Here is a 17,363-nt window from a genome sequence, read left to right as displayed (position 1 = left end):
CCCTTTGCGCATTTTACGTCCCAATCCTTATATTGAAGTGTTAAATCTCGAAGAAATTTGAATTTCATTTGAAAATAACGGTAATATTAGCCCTAGCAAGACATGATGCTTAATATGAAATGAATGGAGAAAGAAGGAGATAACATGAAGGGTTGGGAATTTACGACGACAAATGTGCCGCTAAAATTGGTTGAGAAGCCAGATCCCGTAGCAACTGAGGGCCGCGTTGTTATTGAAGTTAAGGCAGCAGGTCTATGTCACTCCGATGTGGGTGCATTACGTGATGAGAAGTGGCTTAATATTATTGAAAAGAAACCCATCATTATGGGCCATGAAGTGGCAGGCATTATCACTGAGGTTGGTGAAGGGGTTACGGATTTCAAGGTGGGTGATCGCGTCGGCGTCTGTCCAGTGAGTCTTGTAGGCATGGGTCCTGGATACGGATATGACGGCGGTTATGCAGATAAAGTATCCGCGCCGGCAATTGACCTTGTTCCTATTCCTGACGGAGTAACCTTTGCACAAGCAGCTGCAGGAACCGACGCTGGCATGACATCCTATCATGCGATGTTTAAACGTGGCGGAGCGAAGCCAGGCATGAAAGTAGCTGTGATCGGGATCGGCGGACTTGGACAGATTGCAGCACGTGCAGCTGTTGTAGCCGGCATTGAGGTACATGCCGTAGATGTAAGTCCTAAAGCACGTGAATTGGCTGAATCTATCGGCGTGAAGGCCGTTTATCAGGATATTAAAGAGCTGGCTGACATTGCTCCTGATTTAATCGTAGACTACGCTGGTTTCGGCACAACTACAGCTGGAGCCATTGATGTGGTAGCCCCTGGTGGCACCGTTGTTCTTGTCGGTATGGGCAAACTGGAATCCACGATTAACACGGACCCATTGATTCTGAAAGCAGCGAGCCTATTAGGCAGCGTGGGCGGCGATAAGTATGATATTGCTGAAGTGTATAAGCTGATGGCATCTGGAGACATCTCTCCTGCAATTACCGAAATTACCTTTGATGAGATTGGCGAGGGACTCGGCCGTCTGGAGCGCCATGAAGTAACAGGGCGTCTCGTTGCCATTATGTAATAGTCAATATATAAATAGGCCTCTCGAGCGTAAGGCTGAGAGGTCTATTTATATTTATATTGATATCTCATTTTCATCGGCTGGCTATAAGCCTATCCCCCTTTAAGTGAAGCACTCCGATATTCGGAAGGTGACATGCCAACCATCTTCTTGAAGACACGGCTGAAGTAATTCGGGTCCCTGTATCCGATCCTCTGACTAATATCTTTCAAAATATGGCGGGGATCACTGAGCAGCTCCCGAGCTCTTTCGATTCGAATTCCTGTCAAATAATCAATGAAGGTTATACCGCATCTCTCATGAAAAATCTTACTGAAATAATGAGGATTCAGTCCCGCATAATCAGCAACTTCCTCCAGTGACAGCTCCGTTCCGTAGTGTTCAGCAATATATACCTTTGCTTTTTCGATACTGCCTCTGTATTCATCCGCATACCATGTGTCCAGTGCATCCAGCACAAGATCCAATTGAAATAGAGCATGCCTGCGTATATCTTCGGCATCATTCAGATCGTGAAAACCACCAAGCTTAGGAAGAGATATCCCCTTCTCCTTCAACTTGCTCAGCATTTGAGCAAACAGCTTGTTCAGATCATGCTGAACCCTTGCCGCCTGATATCTTGTCATCTCAAGCAGCTCGTTCATGTACTGGGAAAACACGACCCTTGCCTCCTCCACGTTCCCGCGTCCCACCATAAGCAGCAGCCGCTGCTCACAAGCATGAGGATAAGGGTATGATTCCTCCGTCCCAGCGGGCAGATCCTCATAGAAACAGCTGCAGAAGGCACGCGGTTCACCAGATGCGAGCACAGCCTCTTGATAAGATCTCATCCAGCCTGCCCTGCTGAGCCTCAGCATTCCGATTCCTGCCGTCATCCCGCTGGAAGGAAACATACGCTGCGCTTCCTGCAGCAGGCTTCTCGTTAGATGAGCTGCTCTTGCACGAACAGAGAGGCCGCTTCCATTATTCATCCGATCAGGAAACATCAGCAGCGGAAGATGCTGTCCGATGAACGGTCCTGCAAGACAGAAGCCATATGCCGACGTGCGTTTACGTATCCAATCCTGAATTTGAAATAAACCATCCTGCCCCTGCTCCTGATTCAAAACAACCCTCAGTACACAGGCATATCCGGCTGAATCTGCTGAAATACCTGCTTCTTGCTGCCAACTCATAAGTTCTGCACCGAGCGTTCGTGATTGACAGATGGAGGATACCCAATCGGTTTCGAGCAGTGCGTGGGTCTGTTCCGCCTGATGCCTTAGCGCATTGATGTGTGAAAGCTCTCGTCTGTCTTCATCAATATCCTTCATCACCGCTTGAATTGCGCTCACAATTTGATCTTTCTTACAAGGCTTTAGCAGGTATTCCTTCACCCCGTACTTCATCACGCTCCGCGCATACTCAAATTCATCAAATGCCGAAACCATGATCACCTTCGTGTTAGGCAGACTGCTGTACAGAACGGATACAGCTTCAATACCATCTGTCCCTGGCATTTTAATGTCCATCGTAACCAGATCAGGCAGCAGCCTTTCCGCCATCTCGATGGCCATTCTCCCATTCTCCGCTTCGCCCACGACCTCAACATCGGGCAGATTTCTCTCTACTATCATTCGGAGAGCACTGCGTTCAATCTGTTCGTCATCCACGATAAGCATCTTAAACATAGGCGGCTTTCTCCTCCTTCGTGCAGGGCAGCTTCAATCGAATAATCGTCCCCTGTCCCGGGGACGATTCAATATCCATGATGTCTTCACGCTGGTAGTACAGCCTGAGACGCTTCAGCACATTTGTAAGTCCAATACCGTTTGCAGAAGACGGCGAGGGTACGTTCTCCGTCCACCGCTGCTCTTCCCTTCCTGCACTATATCCTTCAGTCGTTTCATGCCCAAGGGCGGTTGTTCCATCAGGGGGCACAGATTGTCTGAGCAGCTTCGATATTTGTTCTTCTTTCATACCTATACCATTATCACGAATTTCAACAATGACAAGGTCATCCTGTCTATAGATATGCAGTGACAGCTCACCACCATCCTCATAAGACTCAATTCCATGCACAAAGCTGTTTTCGATGAGCGGCTGAATGGTCAGTGAAGGTACTACATAGCTAAGACAGGACTCATCAATCGTCTCGGAGAAGCGAATCCGCTCACCGAATCGCATTTGTTGAATGTAAAAATACTCCCTTACAATGGCGATCTCGTCCCGCAGCACAACGTCGTTATGCATTTTCTTCAAGTTATACCTCAGCAGCGCCGAAATAGAGTCCACCAGATCACTTGTCTTCTCTGCCCCTTCTACATAGGCCATCTTGGATACCATATTGAGCGTATTAAACAGAAAGTGAGGGTTGATCTGATTTTGCAGACTCCGAATCTCCATTTTCTTGACAAGGGCATCCAGCTCTGATTTCTGCTTCATTTCTGCCACGAGCTGGCGGATATTCGCACACATTCCATTAAACGTCTCCGCCAGAAACTGCAGCTCATCCCGGCTGTTCACCTTCACTTCGCTTACCGCCAGATTCCCGCGCGAGATTTGCCTTGCTGCCGCCGATAACCGGCGAATGGGATTCGTTATCCCTTCCGAGAACCAGAACGTAAACAGGGTGCATAATAGGGCAGCAGCCAAAAAAGCATACACGGCCATATTTTGCAGATGCTCATTCTTCGCGTTCATCAGGTCATAAAAGGTCTGGTAATTGGACAGCTCGCTGTTAATCAGCTTCAGCGTCGTATCCTGGATGAACCCGGCAGTCCGATCTGTTTGTGTCATTCGTTCATAGTAAGCCGCCAGATCAGTACCTCTTGCCTGATCGATGGTCTGTCTGCCCTGTTCTAAAAAGCTCGAGATCATATTGCTGTAATTCTTAACGAGCACGTAATTCATGTCATTTTCAATTTCGGGCAGTATTGTGGAGTTCAGCTGCCCCAGCTCATCTGCCTGGCGTTCATAATTCTCAAGCAGCTCAGGGTCAGAAGCAGAGCTTTGAACAAAAGCCTGAATGGAGCCGCTGACCTGCACCGTACGCTGATTGATTTCGTTGAGCAGAAAAAAGCGTTTCAATATCTGGTCATACTGAGTGAGAGAGTTGCTGTTATTTTGATACAAATACAAGGCAAGGGCGGAAATAAGAACGATCAGCACGGTGAAGAACAGCATCAGCTTTGTTTTGATGTGGATCATAGACCTCCGTCCCCTCCCTTGTACATCGGCAGATCGTCCTTTCGAATAATGCGGGCATCCGTGTTATACACACTGACAATCCGCTTGCCGCCAAGATAATCCAGCATCAGCTCCACGCCCTCCGCTCCCATTTGATAGGGCTTCTGTACAATGGATGCAGTAACAATGCCCTGGTTAATGAGCTCTATCGTTTCCGGAAGGTCATCAAATCCGAATACTCGAATATTCATTTGCTCGCTGGCTTGGGAATCCTGACTCCTGTCACTGAGCATTTGAGCGATCCCCATCGCATCCAGGGCACTGGTACCAAAAAAAGTATCCAGCGCTTCATGCTCCCTGGACATCGTATAAGCGGCGGACGCGGAACCGATCCGGTCGATATTCGATTCTTTCATGTCGAGGATACGAATGCCATCCTCCCGCTTCACCGCATCCAGAAATCCACGGACACGATCTTTTAGATTAGCCGCATGGAAGCTTCCGGTTACGATGCCGACGTTCGCATTACCGCCAGTATCCTGAATCAGTGCTTTTCCAGCCATGAACCCTGCTGCGTAATTATCAGTCCCCACATAAGCAAGACGACGGCTGTCCGGGGCATCGGAATCAATGGTGATCACCGGAATCCCCATATCCATGGCCTGACTTACAATGGAAATAAACTGCTCATCATCAAGCCCTTGGGTCAGGATGCCGTCGATTTTGGAGGCTACCGCCATTTCAATCACTCGGATCTGCTCACTGACGCTGGCTTCCACAGGACCAATATATTCAAGTGTGGCGTTGTTTTGCTCTGCTGCGCTTCTTGCTCCATGCTCAATCAGGCGCCAATAGGGATTATCGAGCTCCTGCGAAATCAGAACCAGATGGACCTCAGGATCATGTGAATGAGTGATGGAAGACATGCCGGACTCATAGTGAAGCGCTTTCAATAGATGAAACAAAGATATCGACACCGTCAATAGAAGCAGCAAGACAATCAGTATATAATGCGGCCGTATCCGTGGCTTGAACAAGCAGGAGCCCCCTCTTAACCTGGCTAGGTATGGAATGATAAATGTAAAAAAGCCCTTATAGAGAGCCGGTTTGAGGCGGCTCCCTATGCTGAGCTTAATCATTTCCATCACAAATCGCAATCCTTGTTTTATATGAGCAAACTAACCTTTGACAGAACCTGCGAGCAGTCCTCTAATAAAATATCTTCCAAGCAGTATATATACAATTAAGGTAGGTAATGCAGCAAGGACCGCTCCTGCCATCTGCACATTCCAATGGACCACCTGACTGCCGGACAGATTCTGCAGTGCCACCATAATCGGCTGCTGGCTCTGCGTCGTCAGCGTAACGGCAAACAGGAATTCATTCCAGATGTTCGTGAACTGCCAGATGCCGACGACGACAAAGCTCGTCACTGACAGAGGAAGAATAATATGCCTGTAAATACCGAGGAACCCCGTCCCGTCGATCTGTGCCGATTCTATAATTTCATTCGGGATACTTACATAGAAGTTGCGGAAGATCAGCGTGGATATAGGCAGACCATATATGACATGCACCAATATGAGTCCTGGCAGTGTATTGTACAGCTGAATCTGCTGCATGAATTGAATGAGCGGAATCAGAATGCTCTGGTAAGGAATAAACATGCCGAACAGAATCAGCGTAAAGATCATTTCCGAGCCTTTAAACCGCCATTTGGCGAATACATAACCGTTTAGCGACCCAAGAAGAGCGGACAGTATCGTTGCCGGAATGACGAGCAGCATACTGTTCCACAAATGCGGAGCCAGTCTTTCAAAAGCTTGGCTGTAGCCGGACAAGTCGATTCTTTTGGGAAAAGACCACATTTGATTCAGTGTGATCGCATCAATGGATTTGAAGCTCGTGATAAGTACGACATAAACCGGAACCAGAAACAGGACGGCAAACACAGCGAGCAGCGCATATACGAAAAAGCGGGAAAGTCTTCTCTGTGCCACGCTCTAATCCCCCTTTCGGCTGGAAATGAGGTAAGGTACGATGAGGAACGAGACGAACAGCAGCAGCAGAATGGCAATCGCGGACCCATTTCCGTAGAAGTTGCCGCGGAATGTCGTTTCAAACATATAAACGCCTGGCATATCGGTGACAAACATCGCTCCAGGGCCCGTCATCGAATAGACAAGGTCAAAGATTTTCAAGGAAATATGTCCAAGAATGATAACAGCACTGACGATAACAGGCTTCAACAGCGGCAAAATAATGGAGGTGAAAATCTTGCGCTCTGTAGCTCCATCTACGCGTGCAGCTTCGAATAAATCCTCCCCGATTGCCCGAAGACCGGCGAGCAGCATCGCCATGGTATAACCCGCCATCTGCCATACAGCTGCAATAATGACTGCAACCAATGCGACAGGAAAACCGAATTCAATCTGTCCCATTTTGAAAAAAGATATAATCTCTGTACTGACATACCATTTGGGAGGACTGGCTACACCAAGATTTTGCAGCAAAATATTGATTCCCGAGGAAGGATTCAGCAGCCACTGCCAGACCACCCCGGTTACGATAAAGGAAACGGCCATTGGAAAAATGAAAATGTTGCGAAAAAAGCCTTCACCTTTAATTTTCGAATTCACCAGCATCGCGAGCAGCAGCCCGATCGCCAAGCACGCGAAGATGAAGAGCACGGTAAACATGATGGTATTGCGGATGTCGGATTGAAACCGGAAATCCTGGAATAGAAAAGCGAAGTTCTTAAATCCGGCAAAGGATAAATCCTTCACAAGACTGTTCCAGTTACTAAGTGATACATATCCCGTCCAGCTGATGAAACCGTATACAAAGATACCAATTGCAAGAAGGGAGGGCATGAGCAGCAGAATTCCCCATGCGGTATCAGGCACTCTTTTTTTGCGAAGAGTCGATGGTGTTCCCATTGTATTCGCTCCTTTCTATCCTCATTATAGAATCAGTGAGCTGACTGCAATGCTGGACTATCTTCAGATGATCTGGACATTTATGAGCTTGCGCAATTGGCCGGATGATACAGGAGGGTATCTCCATTTGAAAAAACAGCCTCGCCGGATCTTATGGCCCGGGAGGCTGTTCGAGAGGTCAATTACAATCCTTGGGAGGCTGCTGACTTCAATCCCTGCACTGCCTGCTCTACGTCTCCGCCGGTAACGAAAATATTGATGACCTGATTCGCCTGTGTCAGGAATCCTTCAGAAGCTGCAGATCCGTGCGCAAGACTTGGTGTAAGCGCACTGTTCTTGAAATCCTCTATCGTTTCCTTGCCGTACACGTCGTACTTCTCTACATCAGCATCAATACGGGCAGGAATGGATCCTTTCTCCGGATTAAATGCATCCTGTCCTTCCACAGAGCCCAGCACTTTCAGAAATTCCTTCACCGACTCGGGATCCTTCACTCCAGTTGGTAATCCGAACGTATCCGTGATTACCATGAAGCTGCCGTCTGTACCCGGTGTAGGCGCGTATCCAAAATCAACACCCACCTCAAGCTTCAGGTCCCCCGTGAAATAACCCTTTGCCCAGTCTCCCATCACGTTCATGGCAGCCTCTCCGCTGGATACGAGCTGAGAAGCGTCCTGCCAGTTGCGGGCAGCATGGTCTTCGTTGACATATGTCAACATTCTCTTGAAGGTTTCGAGCGCTTCCTTCACCTTCGGATCGTCAAAGCTGAGGTCTCCTGTCCACAATTGTCTGTAACCGTCAGCACCGAGTGTACCGAGAAGCACCGTCTCAAATAAATGCGTTGCCGCCCAAGGCTCCTTGTCTCCAAGTGCCAGCGGTGTAATGCCTTTTGCCTTCAATGCATCCGCTGCCGCAAAGAACTCATCGAACGTTGTCGGCACGGTTAGTCCGTTATCATCGAACACTTTCTTGTTATACCACAGCACATTGCCCCGATGGATATTAACCGGTACAGACCAGATGCTGCCATCACTGCTGACGAGATCGATCAAATCCTGAGGGAACTTATCGTTCCACCCTTCCGCTTCATACAGCTCATTCAGCGGCTCCATCTTGCCAGCCGCCACCCAGCCCGAATTGAGCTCCGAACCGCCGTGAACCTGGAATGTCCCCGGAGGATCTCCCCCTTGCATCCGGCTGGCCAGCACGGCCTTCGCATTCGTTCCTGCCCCGCCGGCAACAGCAGCATTAATAACCTCAATGCTCGGTTGTTTATCCTTAAATACTTGAATCAGGGCTTTGAGGCCTGCTTCTTCTCCGGCACCCGTCCACCAGCTGAATATTTCAACCTGCTTACTGTCCGTCGAAGCAGGCGGTGCCGTTCCTTCTCCTCCGGTGGCTTCGTCCCCGGCAGGCGCCGAGGTTGAACCCGAACTGCATGCGGATAAAGCCAGTGAACCTAGTAGTGTCAGCGTTAGCCATACTGGTGATTTCTTCACATCAACACTTCCTTTTCATTCCGTTAGGATAGATGGTTATACTTACACTCACTTGCTTGCACCTCAGATTATAAGCCTCAAAATGTAAGCGCTATACTGGATTATGTTCAGGTCATCTGGACTTTATTTAGGGGGATATCCTTGATTGCTCAATAGTGCCACAGAAGGCAGGCCTACGATCTGCAGCCCAGTTAATCGCAAATAATAAAAAAAGAAGCTCCAGGCATGGGTTATCATGCTTGAAGCTTCTCTAATTACGATCGACCTCTTATTCATTTAGAGAGACAGAGAGACTATTATGTTACTCAAGCTGCAAAAAACCTCACAATCTCTGGACAAGCCCCTCCTGCTTGACGGTCCAGCTGCCATCCTGCGGGAAGCCGGGAGCATCACCGTAAGGTCCGTCAATCCAGCCTGCCGCCATCAGGGCGACGGCTGCAAGGAGTCCTCCATTGCCCGGCAAATAGGCCAGCAGATCATCCCGCTGATAATTGTGCCCATTTTTCAGATACGTATTTTTCACCTGGTCCATGAGCAGCATGTCTACGGCGAGGTCACCTTCGCCCAGTCTCGCCGCTGTCATCGCGGCCGTTGGGAAATCCCATCCCCATGAAGTTTCCCACCGCCACGCTTCTCTTACTCGGTGCAAAGTAGAGAGCATAACCGACCGGTCGATCAGCTTGCCGGGCAGCACACCAAGCGCCGCCAGCATGGACGGGTGATCTATATTCGCTCTTGTATACGTATCGGTGCATAGCTCATGCGCCTCATATACTCCATTCACCGGCTCAGGTACCGATAAATGCTCCAAGACATGACGCCACTTGGGCTCGTCTGGCAGCCCAAGTCTCTCCCGCCACAAGAGCGCAATTTCGAGACCATGCCGCCAATATTCTAGTTCATATACGGGATTCATCGTCTCGCTGCCCCTGTGGTTCTCTTGTGCCGGGATAACGGGCGGACCGAGCACGTAACGCTGCCCCGGCTCATCCCATACCGCGAAGGAAGCCATAAATTCAGCAGTTTCCATCACCATTTCCTTGTACCGTTCGAGCACCGTTTCACTCGGATCTGCCTGATAGCACAGATAAGCGAGATCAATCGGATGCGGCTGCTGCCAGATCAGCAGCGTCGCGACGCTGGACGGGCTCTGATTCCCTTCCGGTCCCACCATCTTCGGCCATCGGGCACCGGTATATCCTTGTGAGACCGCCAGTTCTCGTGCCTTAGGCAGAATCCCCTGGTACCAGGACAGGCTGCGCTCCAGCAGATGTATTCTCCCCCACTGGGCAAAGTGTGCGGCATGCCACCAGTGCATTTCGAGGTGGGGCTTACCAAACCAGCTGTTGTACATCAGTCCGGTCTCCTGTGGGGGAATTGTGCCTGCGGAATGCAGCGCAGTCTGATATTGAGACAAGATGATTCTGCGCTCCAGCTCGGCAGCCCGCGGATCACGGCTGCCCGCGAGCTCAATGGCCCCGCCGCTCTTCCAGAATTGCTCCCAATGTACGGTAGAGAAAGAACGGATAGCTTCGGCGTTAGCCAATTCCTTGACCTCGTCTGCTGAAAGTGCATAACTGAACGTCAAATCGAGCTTCGATAAGGAGCTGTTCGGAACCAGGCGATAGGCATGCCGGCCGAGCTGAACAAGTTCGCCGTCAGTCCATGCGAGCTTCACTACATACTTGTCTTCGTCCATGATTCTCCGGATCTCAGCTCCATGCTGATCTGCATGATACAGCTCGCTCTTATGCCCTTCTTCGGTCTCCCAGTTCAGACCTATACTGCTGCCCCAGCCGCGGGACTGCGGGTGGGGAGCAGGAAACCGGACGGATACAAACAACCTGCCTTGCTCGATGAGCTCTGACTCTACGGTCAACCCGATCTGATCCAGCCGGTCATGGCAGCTGGTGAGAACGGTAACAGGTACTCCCTCTACACGGAACCGGCTCGTGATGATTCCGGTCCACAAATCAAGCTCTTGTTCAATGTCGCCAATGTCCTGGAGCCGGATTCGGCTCCCTTCCGAGGATAGCAGTTCAAGCCCGATGACACCGAGCTGGACTCGGTGCGGATTCTGTCTCAGCCAGTGGAACACCTCCTCCTGACCGGCAGCATCGGTTGCATATCCCACTTGGCGTCCGTGCGTTTCAAATGAACGGAGCTTTACATCCTCGTACCGATACAGATCATGCCCGCCCGTACTGTGCCATCCCCAATTGGACTGGGTTCCTAGCGGAAACTGATACTCTTCAGGGAAGCTTTGCATACCGGTAATATCTACAGTGTAGGCAAACTCCCCATTCCCTACAGACAGAGGTGATAGGGTCTCGGCCTGCCGCAGCACCGGATTATGCCGGGTGACAAGCGATTTGCGATCAATTTTTTGCATAGGGCTAAAAGTCCTCCTGCTATTTTTTTGATGCCCAGCATGTTTTGCGAACCAATCAATGAGGCCGTACCTTCTCGAATCATATTAAGCGGTAAGTACTGTGCTTATGGCGGACGGCCTCATTGAATGTGAACCTGGTTGCTCCGTTATTGCTGGTAGCTCTGTACCTTCTCATACCATTCCTGTGCCCGCTTCGTGACCTCTGCTCCACCGGAGCTGTTCCAGCGCTCCACGAACTCATCGAATTTCTCCAGCGGCCATTCACCGATTACGATCTTGGACAAATATTCCTGGAACAGCTTATGAGACTGAATATCCGGATATCCCTGGTATACAGACGAAGGCAATCCGTCTCCCGCAATACGGCGGGCATCCGCTGTTGCCACTTCGAAGATGTCCTTGACCATCTGAACCTGATCCTCCGGGAAGGTCTGTTCAATACGAACATCCATGGTCTCCTTCGTATTGTAATTCAGCATACCCAGCCCAATCGGCGTATTGTCATCCGCAGGGAGCAGCTGTTTCTTGCCGTCTACCACTTCATGGTGCACGCCTTCAATACCGAAGCGAATAAAATCCTCGTTCGCCGGATCGTAGAAGAAGTCAAGCAGCTTCAGTGATGCCTCTGCCTTGTCCTCGGATACCTTCGGAATCATCCACTCCGGCTCGCCTACACTTTTTTGGGTGACATAGCCTTCGTATCCTTCCACGGTCGGGATCGGCATTCCTTTGACGACGGCTTCTGGGGCAAGCGTCTGGATCGCGGCCAGCCGCTCCTTCAAGTTCCCGGGCAGATGATACCAGCTGCCGACCAGATTGTTGTTAATCTTCGCTGTCCAGATTTCACCTTTGTTCAGGAAGGTCTCATTATCGAGCAGCTTCTGTTCGTACAGATCACGTACAAAGACAATGGCATCCTTCATGTTCTGTGTAACACCTGCATACTGCAGCTTGCCGTCGTAAATATCCCATTCCGGCTTCCCTTCCCACATTGCCACGCCGTACATGGCGAACAGATGATCCATCCAGGTTCCGAACTCCCGGCCTGTCGTTGGAATCTCATCAGCCTGACCATTGCCGTTAGGATCCTCGTTCAGAAAAGCCTTCAATACTTCGACGTATTCTTCCTGTGTTGTCGGCATTTCGAGCCCTACAGCGTCCAGCCAGTCCTGCCGAATCATCGGTGCACGCTCTGGAATCATATAGATCTTGGGAACATAATAAATCTTACCGTCCGGTGAAGCTGAACGTACAATATCCCAAGCTTCCTGAGGAATGCGCTTCCATAAGTTCGGAGCATGCTTCGGCAGCAAATCGTCGAGCGCAAGAGCTCCATTCTGCGAGATCAGCGTCTGCTCTACGCCACCCACCGGTCTCATAATATCCGGCAGATCACCGGAAGCGATCATCACGTTCATGCTTTCCACCGGATCACCGCCTGACGAGGTTGTCTGCAGATTATACTGCACTCCCGTCCTCTCTGCGATATACTGCACATGCGCATCATCCGGCGTTGGCAGCTTGCCCTTGCTCAGGTGTGTCTTATAGACATCCACTACTACATAATCCGGATTGGTCGGCGCAGCCGAGCTGCCTGTGTCCGTATTGCCGCTGCAGCCAGCCAGCACCGTCGTCATCCCTAGCGTCAATGCCAGAACAGACCGAGTCCATCCTTTATGAGTCCACTGATTACGATTCCACAAGTGAGATCTCCCCTTTATTAATAGGTTATATGACCCGCCATTTACACCATTCGCGTAGTTCCAAATCATAAATTCATCACATGCAGTGATTCGGCCGGATGGGCTAGCCCTTTAATGAACCCAGCATCGCTCCTTTGACAAAATATTTTTGCAGGAAGGGATATACCAGAATGATCGGTGTCGCCGCAAATATAATAGTGGCCGCCTTCAGCGTTGTAATGTTGTAATCGAAGCTGCCGAGCATATCTGTCACACTCAGCATTTCCGGCGATACAATATATTCCCTCAGCTTCACCTGAAGCGGATGGAGATTCGGATCTCGGATGAACAGAATGGCCCGCTGGAATGTGTTCCAATACCCTACGGCATAGAATAAGCTGACCGTCGCAAGTACGGGCTTCGATAACGGCAGGAAGATCTGGAACAATACTCTGAAATCATGGCAGCCGTCGATCTGTGCCGAGTCAGACAATTCAGCAGGTATACCCATGAAGAAGGTACGAATAATGACCATGTTGAACGTGCCGATCAGTCCCGGAATAATCAGCGCCCAGATGGAATCCAGCATTCCGAGCGATTTGACTGTCAGATAGAACGGGATGAGCGGTGCATTGAATATCATCGTGATTACAATCCCGAACATGACATGTCTCTTGATCATGAACTTCGGATGCGCCAGCGGATAGGCGGTGAGCACGGAGAATAGGACACTAAGCAGCGTACCCACCACGGTAATGAAGATCGTGACGGCAAACGAATTCCATAAATCCTGCCGGTTCAGAATGTACTCCCACGCTCCGAATGTAAATTCGACCGGGAACAAGAATACTTTCTTAGAATCCGCCGCAATCGGCGAACTGAAGGACATGGCCAGCATTTGCACGAGCGGTGCGAGCATCGTAAAAGCAGCCAACGTCAAGAAGGTGTAATTGACGACCTTGAACACTTTTTCTCCAAATGTACTTTTCATCACCACAACCCCTGCTCTGTTTTTCTCGCAAGCCGATTAAAGATATAGAGCAAAACAAACCCAATGACGGACTGGAACAGACCAATGGCTGTTGTCATGCTGTACTGCCCCTGAAGCACCCCTGCCCTATACACATAAGTCTCGATAATATCTCCCACCGAATACGTCATGGGTGTCAGCAGGTTAAATATTTGATCAAATCCAAGCTCCAGGAAGTTACCGATATTCAGCAGGAACAGTACTGTAATGGTCGGCAGCAGAGACGGCAGCGTAATATAGATGGCCTGCTTCCATTTGCCGGCACCGTCGACGACGGCTGCTTCGTATAGATTAGGATTAATCGCCGTGAGTGCTGCAAGATAAATAATCGTTCCCCAGCCCACTTCTTTCCAAATCCCCGACAGGATGACGATTGTGCGGAAAGCTCCTTCCTGCTGCATAAACAGAACAGGCTCATACCCGAACCAGCCACGGATTACGTTCACAAGTCCGCCAGTAGCCAGCAGCTCGAATACAATACCGCCCACAACAACCCAGGACAAGAAATGCGGAAGATAAAAAATACTCTGATACGTGCGCTTCATGATTCTCCCAGCAACCTCATTGAATAACAGGGCGAGAATAATGGGCGCCGGGAAGCTGAACACAAGCTGGTAGAGCGCAATGAGCGCCGTATTACGGAGCACGTTCCAGAAATCCGGATACGTAAAGATGAACTTGAAATTATCGAAGCCGACCCAGGGACTGCCCCAGATCCCATTCATAATCTGATAATCCTGAAAGGTAATGATGCTGCCAGCCAACGGAACATATTTAAATAAGATGTAATACACAATTCCCGGCAGGATCATGAGGTAGAGCATCCAGTACTTGCGGACATTATGCAGGTAAGGACGAATGGATCCTCGTTTTGGTGTGGAATGAGACACCTCCGGTTTCGCTGTGATGTCAGCCATGTGTGTGTTCGCCCGCCTTTCCTCTTCTATAGTCGTAATGCCACGAGGGACACCCTCAATTTACGACTGAAGGGACAGATCGGCAATCGACCATTCCGCCAAAATATGGACATAAAGAGAAAAAGCCACCCTTCTGCAGTATTTGCTCATAGGGTGGAGCTTCGGTTCATCATGTTTTGATCAAACAGAATATTTTTTGTATTTCATATGCTCTCTGTATTTACCGGGCGTAATATCCTTCAGCTTGCGGAATACACGGATGAAGCTGTTCTCATGCTGATAGCCGACCATTCTTGCAATCTCCGCCAGCTTGTAGTCGGTCTCGATTAGCAGCTCGCCGGCTTTTTCCACACGCAGCTTGGTAAAATAATCGTGAATCGTCTCTCCCGTCTCTTGCTTAAACAGCTGGCTCGCCAGACTGACACTGATATGCACAGAGGAAGCAATCTCCTGTACCCCTACATTCCCGTCCAAATGCCGTGTCATAAAATCAATCATCTGCTGCACCATCACAGCTTCCCTGCTGACAGCGAGCGATGCAAAATGATCAGCCAGCCTGCTCGTATATTCATAGAGAAGCTCCATCATATCCGGCAGATCAAGCGTATTCAGCTGGCGGATCTGAATGACTTCCTCCGGATCGGCCCCTTCCTTGGACACCTCCAGCTTCATCAATCGCTGACGAATATGAGTGAACAGGCCCATCACCTCCGAAGGATACCATCCTTCTGTCCTCATCTGTTCCTCAAGCTTACTTAACATTCGAGTGGCCTGCTCCTTCGAGCCGGACTCTACCGCCTGGAGTAATCCCGAAATGATGGATTCATCCTCTACGGAATCGGTCCGCTCATGGGAGGCTACTTCTTCAAAGGTAATGACCGTCCCATACCCTTTATATAAACGGTAGCTTAGTGCATTCTCTGCTTCATAATACGCACGCTGCAGCTTCATGACGTTTTCTGCCTGATGGCTGATCCCGATCGACACTTTGGTCTGCAGAATATCCTGCAGTATCGGAAGAATCTGGCCGAGCTCTGATTCGATCGGCTCCTCCTTATCCACACTGGACTGGAGCACGAGGGCCAGCTTATCCTTGCCTAGATCCACACTGACACTGCGGTAGGATGGAGCAAGCAGCTCCTCTGCGATATTATTCATTGCATATTTATATAGAAACTGATCATTGTCACTCCATTTATCCGCCCATTCCGAATATCGATCAATGGATATCAGCACGACACGAAGCGGCCTGTTCGACCATTCCTTGAAATATTGACTCCACCTTGCTTCCATCTCTCGCCGCCCGGACAAATTACCCATGAATATATCCTGTATGAATTTCGACGAGGCCTCTGCCTTTGTATGACGGATCTGCTGAGACAGATCTTCATGTGCCCGCAGCAGCCGGACGGTAATATTCTCAAGCTTGCCTAAATCGAGACTGTTCTCTTCACGTTCATAATTTTTAAGAAGGGAATGCAGCCGGCGAATAGGCTTGAAGGTCACGGCATGAAGCTGAATGATCAGCCAGGCTCCAAGCACCAGCATAATGAGGGAGACAAGCAGCACGACGCTGCGGATCTTCTTGGAATTTGCCAATATATCGTCCTGAGAAGCGATGGAAACATATCTCCAGTCGGTCAGAGGAGAAGGATTGTAGGTCAGCAGCAATGACTCCCCGTTCAGCTCAACATCATCGTATCTTTGATCTCCCAGCTGCTGTGTGTGCACATAGATATCGGAGGGCTCAGCATGGGCATCCCCGATCTGGTACACCAAATTCCCTTCGCTGTCTAGAATATATTGGGCACTCTCAATCTTCGAAACGGCACTTGGTCTCATCTGCGCGAACAGCTCTGACTTGTTAAAATTCAGAGCAAGTATGCCCTTCATCTCACCTTGGACGACAATTTTTCGAAAATAGGTAATTTCGTTCGTTCCGTTCTTGCCGCTCCCGCCTGCTGCCGTTCTCGATTTGACAAGCATGGTCTTCTCCTCAAGCTCGCTCCCTACGCTCACCCAGTCGGAATCTGGAAATGTGCTGAACCGGGAGCTGTAGCCCATAGGATAAGATACAAAGCTTTCTTCATCTGCATTAAAAATGTATGCGCTTTCTATTATAGGCGAATTAATGACCACGTATTTCAAATACTCAATGAGCTGCCGGATTTCCGTTTGTGTGATCTGCTCCCCCTTGGAGAGGTAGCCATATACACCCGAATGGAGCGCCATCTTGATGGCCGTGCTGTCCGTATCCTTGATATAATCCTCGATAAAATTCATCTTATCGCTGAGCAGCTGGTGATGCATCTCGCTCAGCTCGCTTTGGAGCACCGACTTGGATGTGTAATAGGAAGTCAGACTGACCGCCAGTATAATGACGAACACCGCAATGGTCAGCGCAAAAACAAGCCTTGTCTGAGTCGTTGAGAGCAATGCGCGGAGTGAGTTTGACACTTTGGACATGATTCGCCTTCCCCCATCCTTTATTCGCTTCGGATATACATATCGTTCTAATTCACATTTTCTTTCCATATGTTATCACAACTTGTATGGCTGTCGTTCACAAAAATTTAAATTTTTACCTATTTGAATCCATTTCATCATACCTTTAGCTGCTTCAATTGAATCCATCTTTTTAATG

The 17,363-nt window shown here is 49.5% G+C and carries 12 protein-coding genes; 1 reads left to right on the top strand and 11 read right to left on the bottom strand.

Annotated elements, in window-relative coordinates; translation table 11 throughout:
* Window positions 1-144 precede the first annotated feature (144 nt).
* On the top strand, window positions 145-1,092 hold the full coding sequence (locus BLW49_RS20815; protein WP_076312300.1) for a zinc-binding dehydrogenase: 948 nt from the start codon (window positions 145-147) through the stop codon (window positions 1,090-1,092).
* Between the two features lie 92 nt (window positions 1,093-1,184).
* Here the strand turns inward: BLW49_RS20815 and BLW49_RS20810 are convergent, their stop codons facing one another.
* From BLW49_RS20810 to BLW49_RS20760, 11 genes are all read right to left on the bottom strand, one after another.
* Complete coding sequence (locus BLW49_RS20810) at window positions 1,185-2,762, bottom strand: response regulator transcription factor (RefSeq protein ID WP_090726645.1); 1,578 nt, start codon at window positions 2,760-2,762, stop codon at window positions 1,185-1,187.
* Window positions 2,755-4,281, bottom strand: coding sequence for a sensor histidine kinase (locus tag BLW49_RS20805; RefSeq protein WP_090726643.1), 1,527 nt, complete (start codon window positions 4,279-4,281; stop codon window positions 2,755-2,757). The genes BLW49_RS20810 and BLW49_RS20805 overlap by 8 nt, the downstream gene beginning before the upstream one ends.
* Window positions 4,278-5,297: a sugar-binding protein gene (locus BLW49_RS20800; protein ID WP_256209874.1), complete on the bottom strand. Its 1,020-nt coding sequence runs from the start codon at window positions 5,295-5,297 to the stop codon at window positions 4,278-4,280. The genes BLW49_RS20805 and BLW49_RS20800 overlap by 4 nt, the downstream gene beginning before the upstream one ends.
* A 141-nt stretch (window positions 5,298-5,438) precedes the next feature.
* Complete coding sequence (locus tag BLW49_RS20795) at window positions 5,439-6,260, bottom strand: carbohydrate ABC transporter permease (protein ID WP_076312303.1); 822 nt, start codon at window positions 6,258-6,260, stop codon at window positions 5,439-5,441.
* A 3-nt stretch (window positions 6,261-6,263) separates the two neighbouring features.
* Window positions 6,264-7,199, bottom strand: a complete 936-nt coding sequence (locus BLW49_RS20790) for a carbohydrate ABC transporter permease (protein WP_090726641.1) — start codon at window positions 7,197-7,199, stop codon at window positions 6,264-6,266.
* A 182-nt stretch (window positions 7,200-7,381) separates the two neighbouring features.
* Window positions 7,382-8,698: an ABC transporter substrate-binding protein gene (locus BLW49_RS20785; RefSeq protein WP_090726640.1), complete on the bottom strand. Its 1,317-nt coding sequence runs from the start codon at window positions 8,696-8,698 to the stop codon at window positions 7,382-7,384.
* Between the two features lie 322 nt (window positions 8,699-9,020).
* Window positions 9,021-11,090, bottom strand: a complete 2,070-nt coding sequence (locus tag BLW49_RS20780) for a glycoside hydrolase family 65 (RefSeq protein ID WP_090726638.1) — start codon at window positions 11,088-11,090, stop codon at window positions 9,021-9,023.
* Window positions 11,091-11,236: 146 nt separating this feature from the next.
* Window positions 11,237-12,727 carry an extracellular solute-binding protein gene (locus tag BLW49_RS20775; protein WP_090726757.1) on the bottom strand — a complete coding sequence of 497 codons (1,491 nt, stop codon included), beginning with the start codon at window positions 12,725-12,727 and terminating at the stop codon, window positions 11,237-11,239.
* A gap of 169 nt (window positions 12,728-12,896) precedes the next feature.
* Window positions 12,897-13,763: a carbohydrate ABC transporter permease gene (locus BLW49_RS20770; protein WP_076312307.1), complete on the bottom strand. Its 867-nt coding sequence runs from the start codon at window positions 13,761-13,763 to the stop codon at window positions 12,897-12,899.
* Window positions 13,763-14,626: an ABC transporter permease gene (locus tag BLW49_RS20765; protein WP_256209881.1), complete on the bottom strand. Its 864-nt coding sequence runs from the start codon at window positions 14,624-14,626 to the stop codon at window positions 13,763-13,765. Before BLW49_RS20765 ends, BLW49_RS20770 begins: the two co-directional genes overlap by 1 nt.
* Before the next feature lie 273 nt (window positions 14,627-14,899).
* Window positions 14,900-17,185 (bottom strand): helix-turn-helix domain-containing protein, encoded by a 2,286-nt coding sequence (locus tag BLW49_RS20760; RefSeq protein ID WP_177178811.1) that lies wholly within the window; start codon window positions 17,183-17,185, stop codon window positions 14,900-14,902.
* Window positions 17,186-17,363: the final 178 nt, after the last annotated feature.

Source organism: Paenibacillus sp. PDC88 (assembly GCF_900106725.1).
In the GTDB taxonomy this organism is placed as follows: Bacteria; Bacillota; Bacilli; order Paenibacillales; family Paenibacillaceae; genus Paenibacillus; species Paenibacillus shunpengii.
The sequence above is the reverse complement of the archived record's forward strand: the minus strand, read 5'-3'. Positions and strand labels throughout refer to the sequence as shown.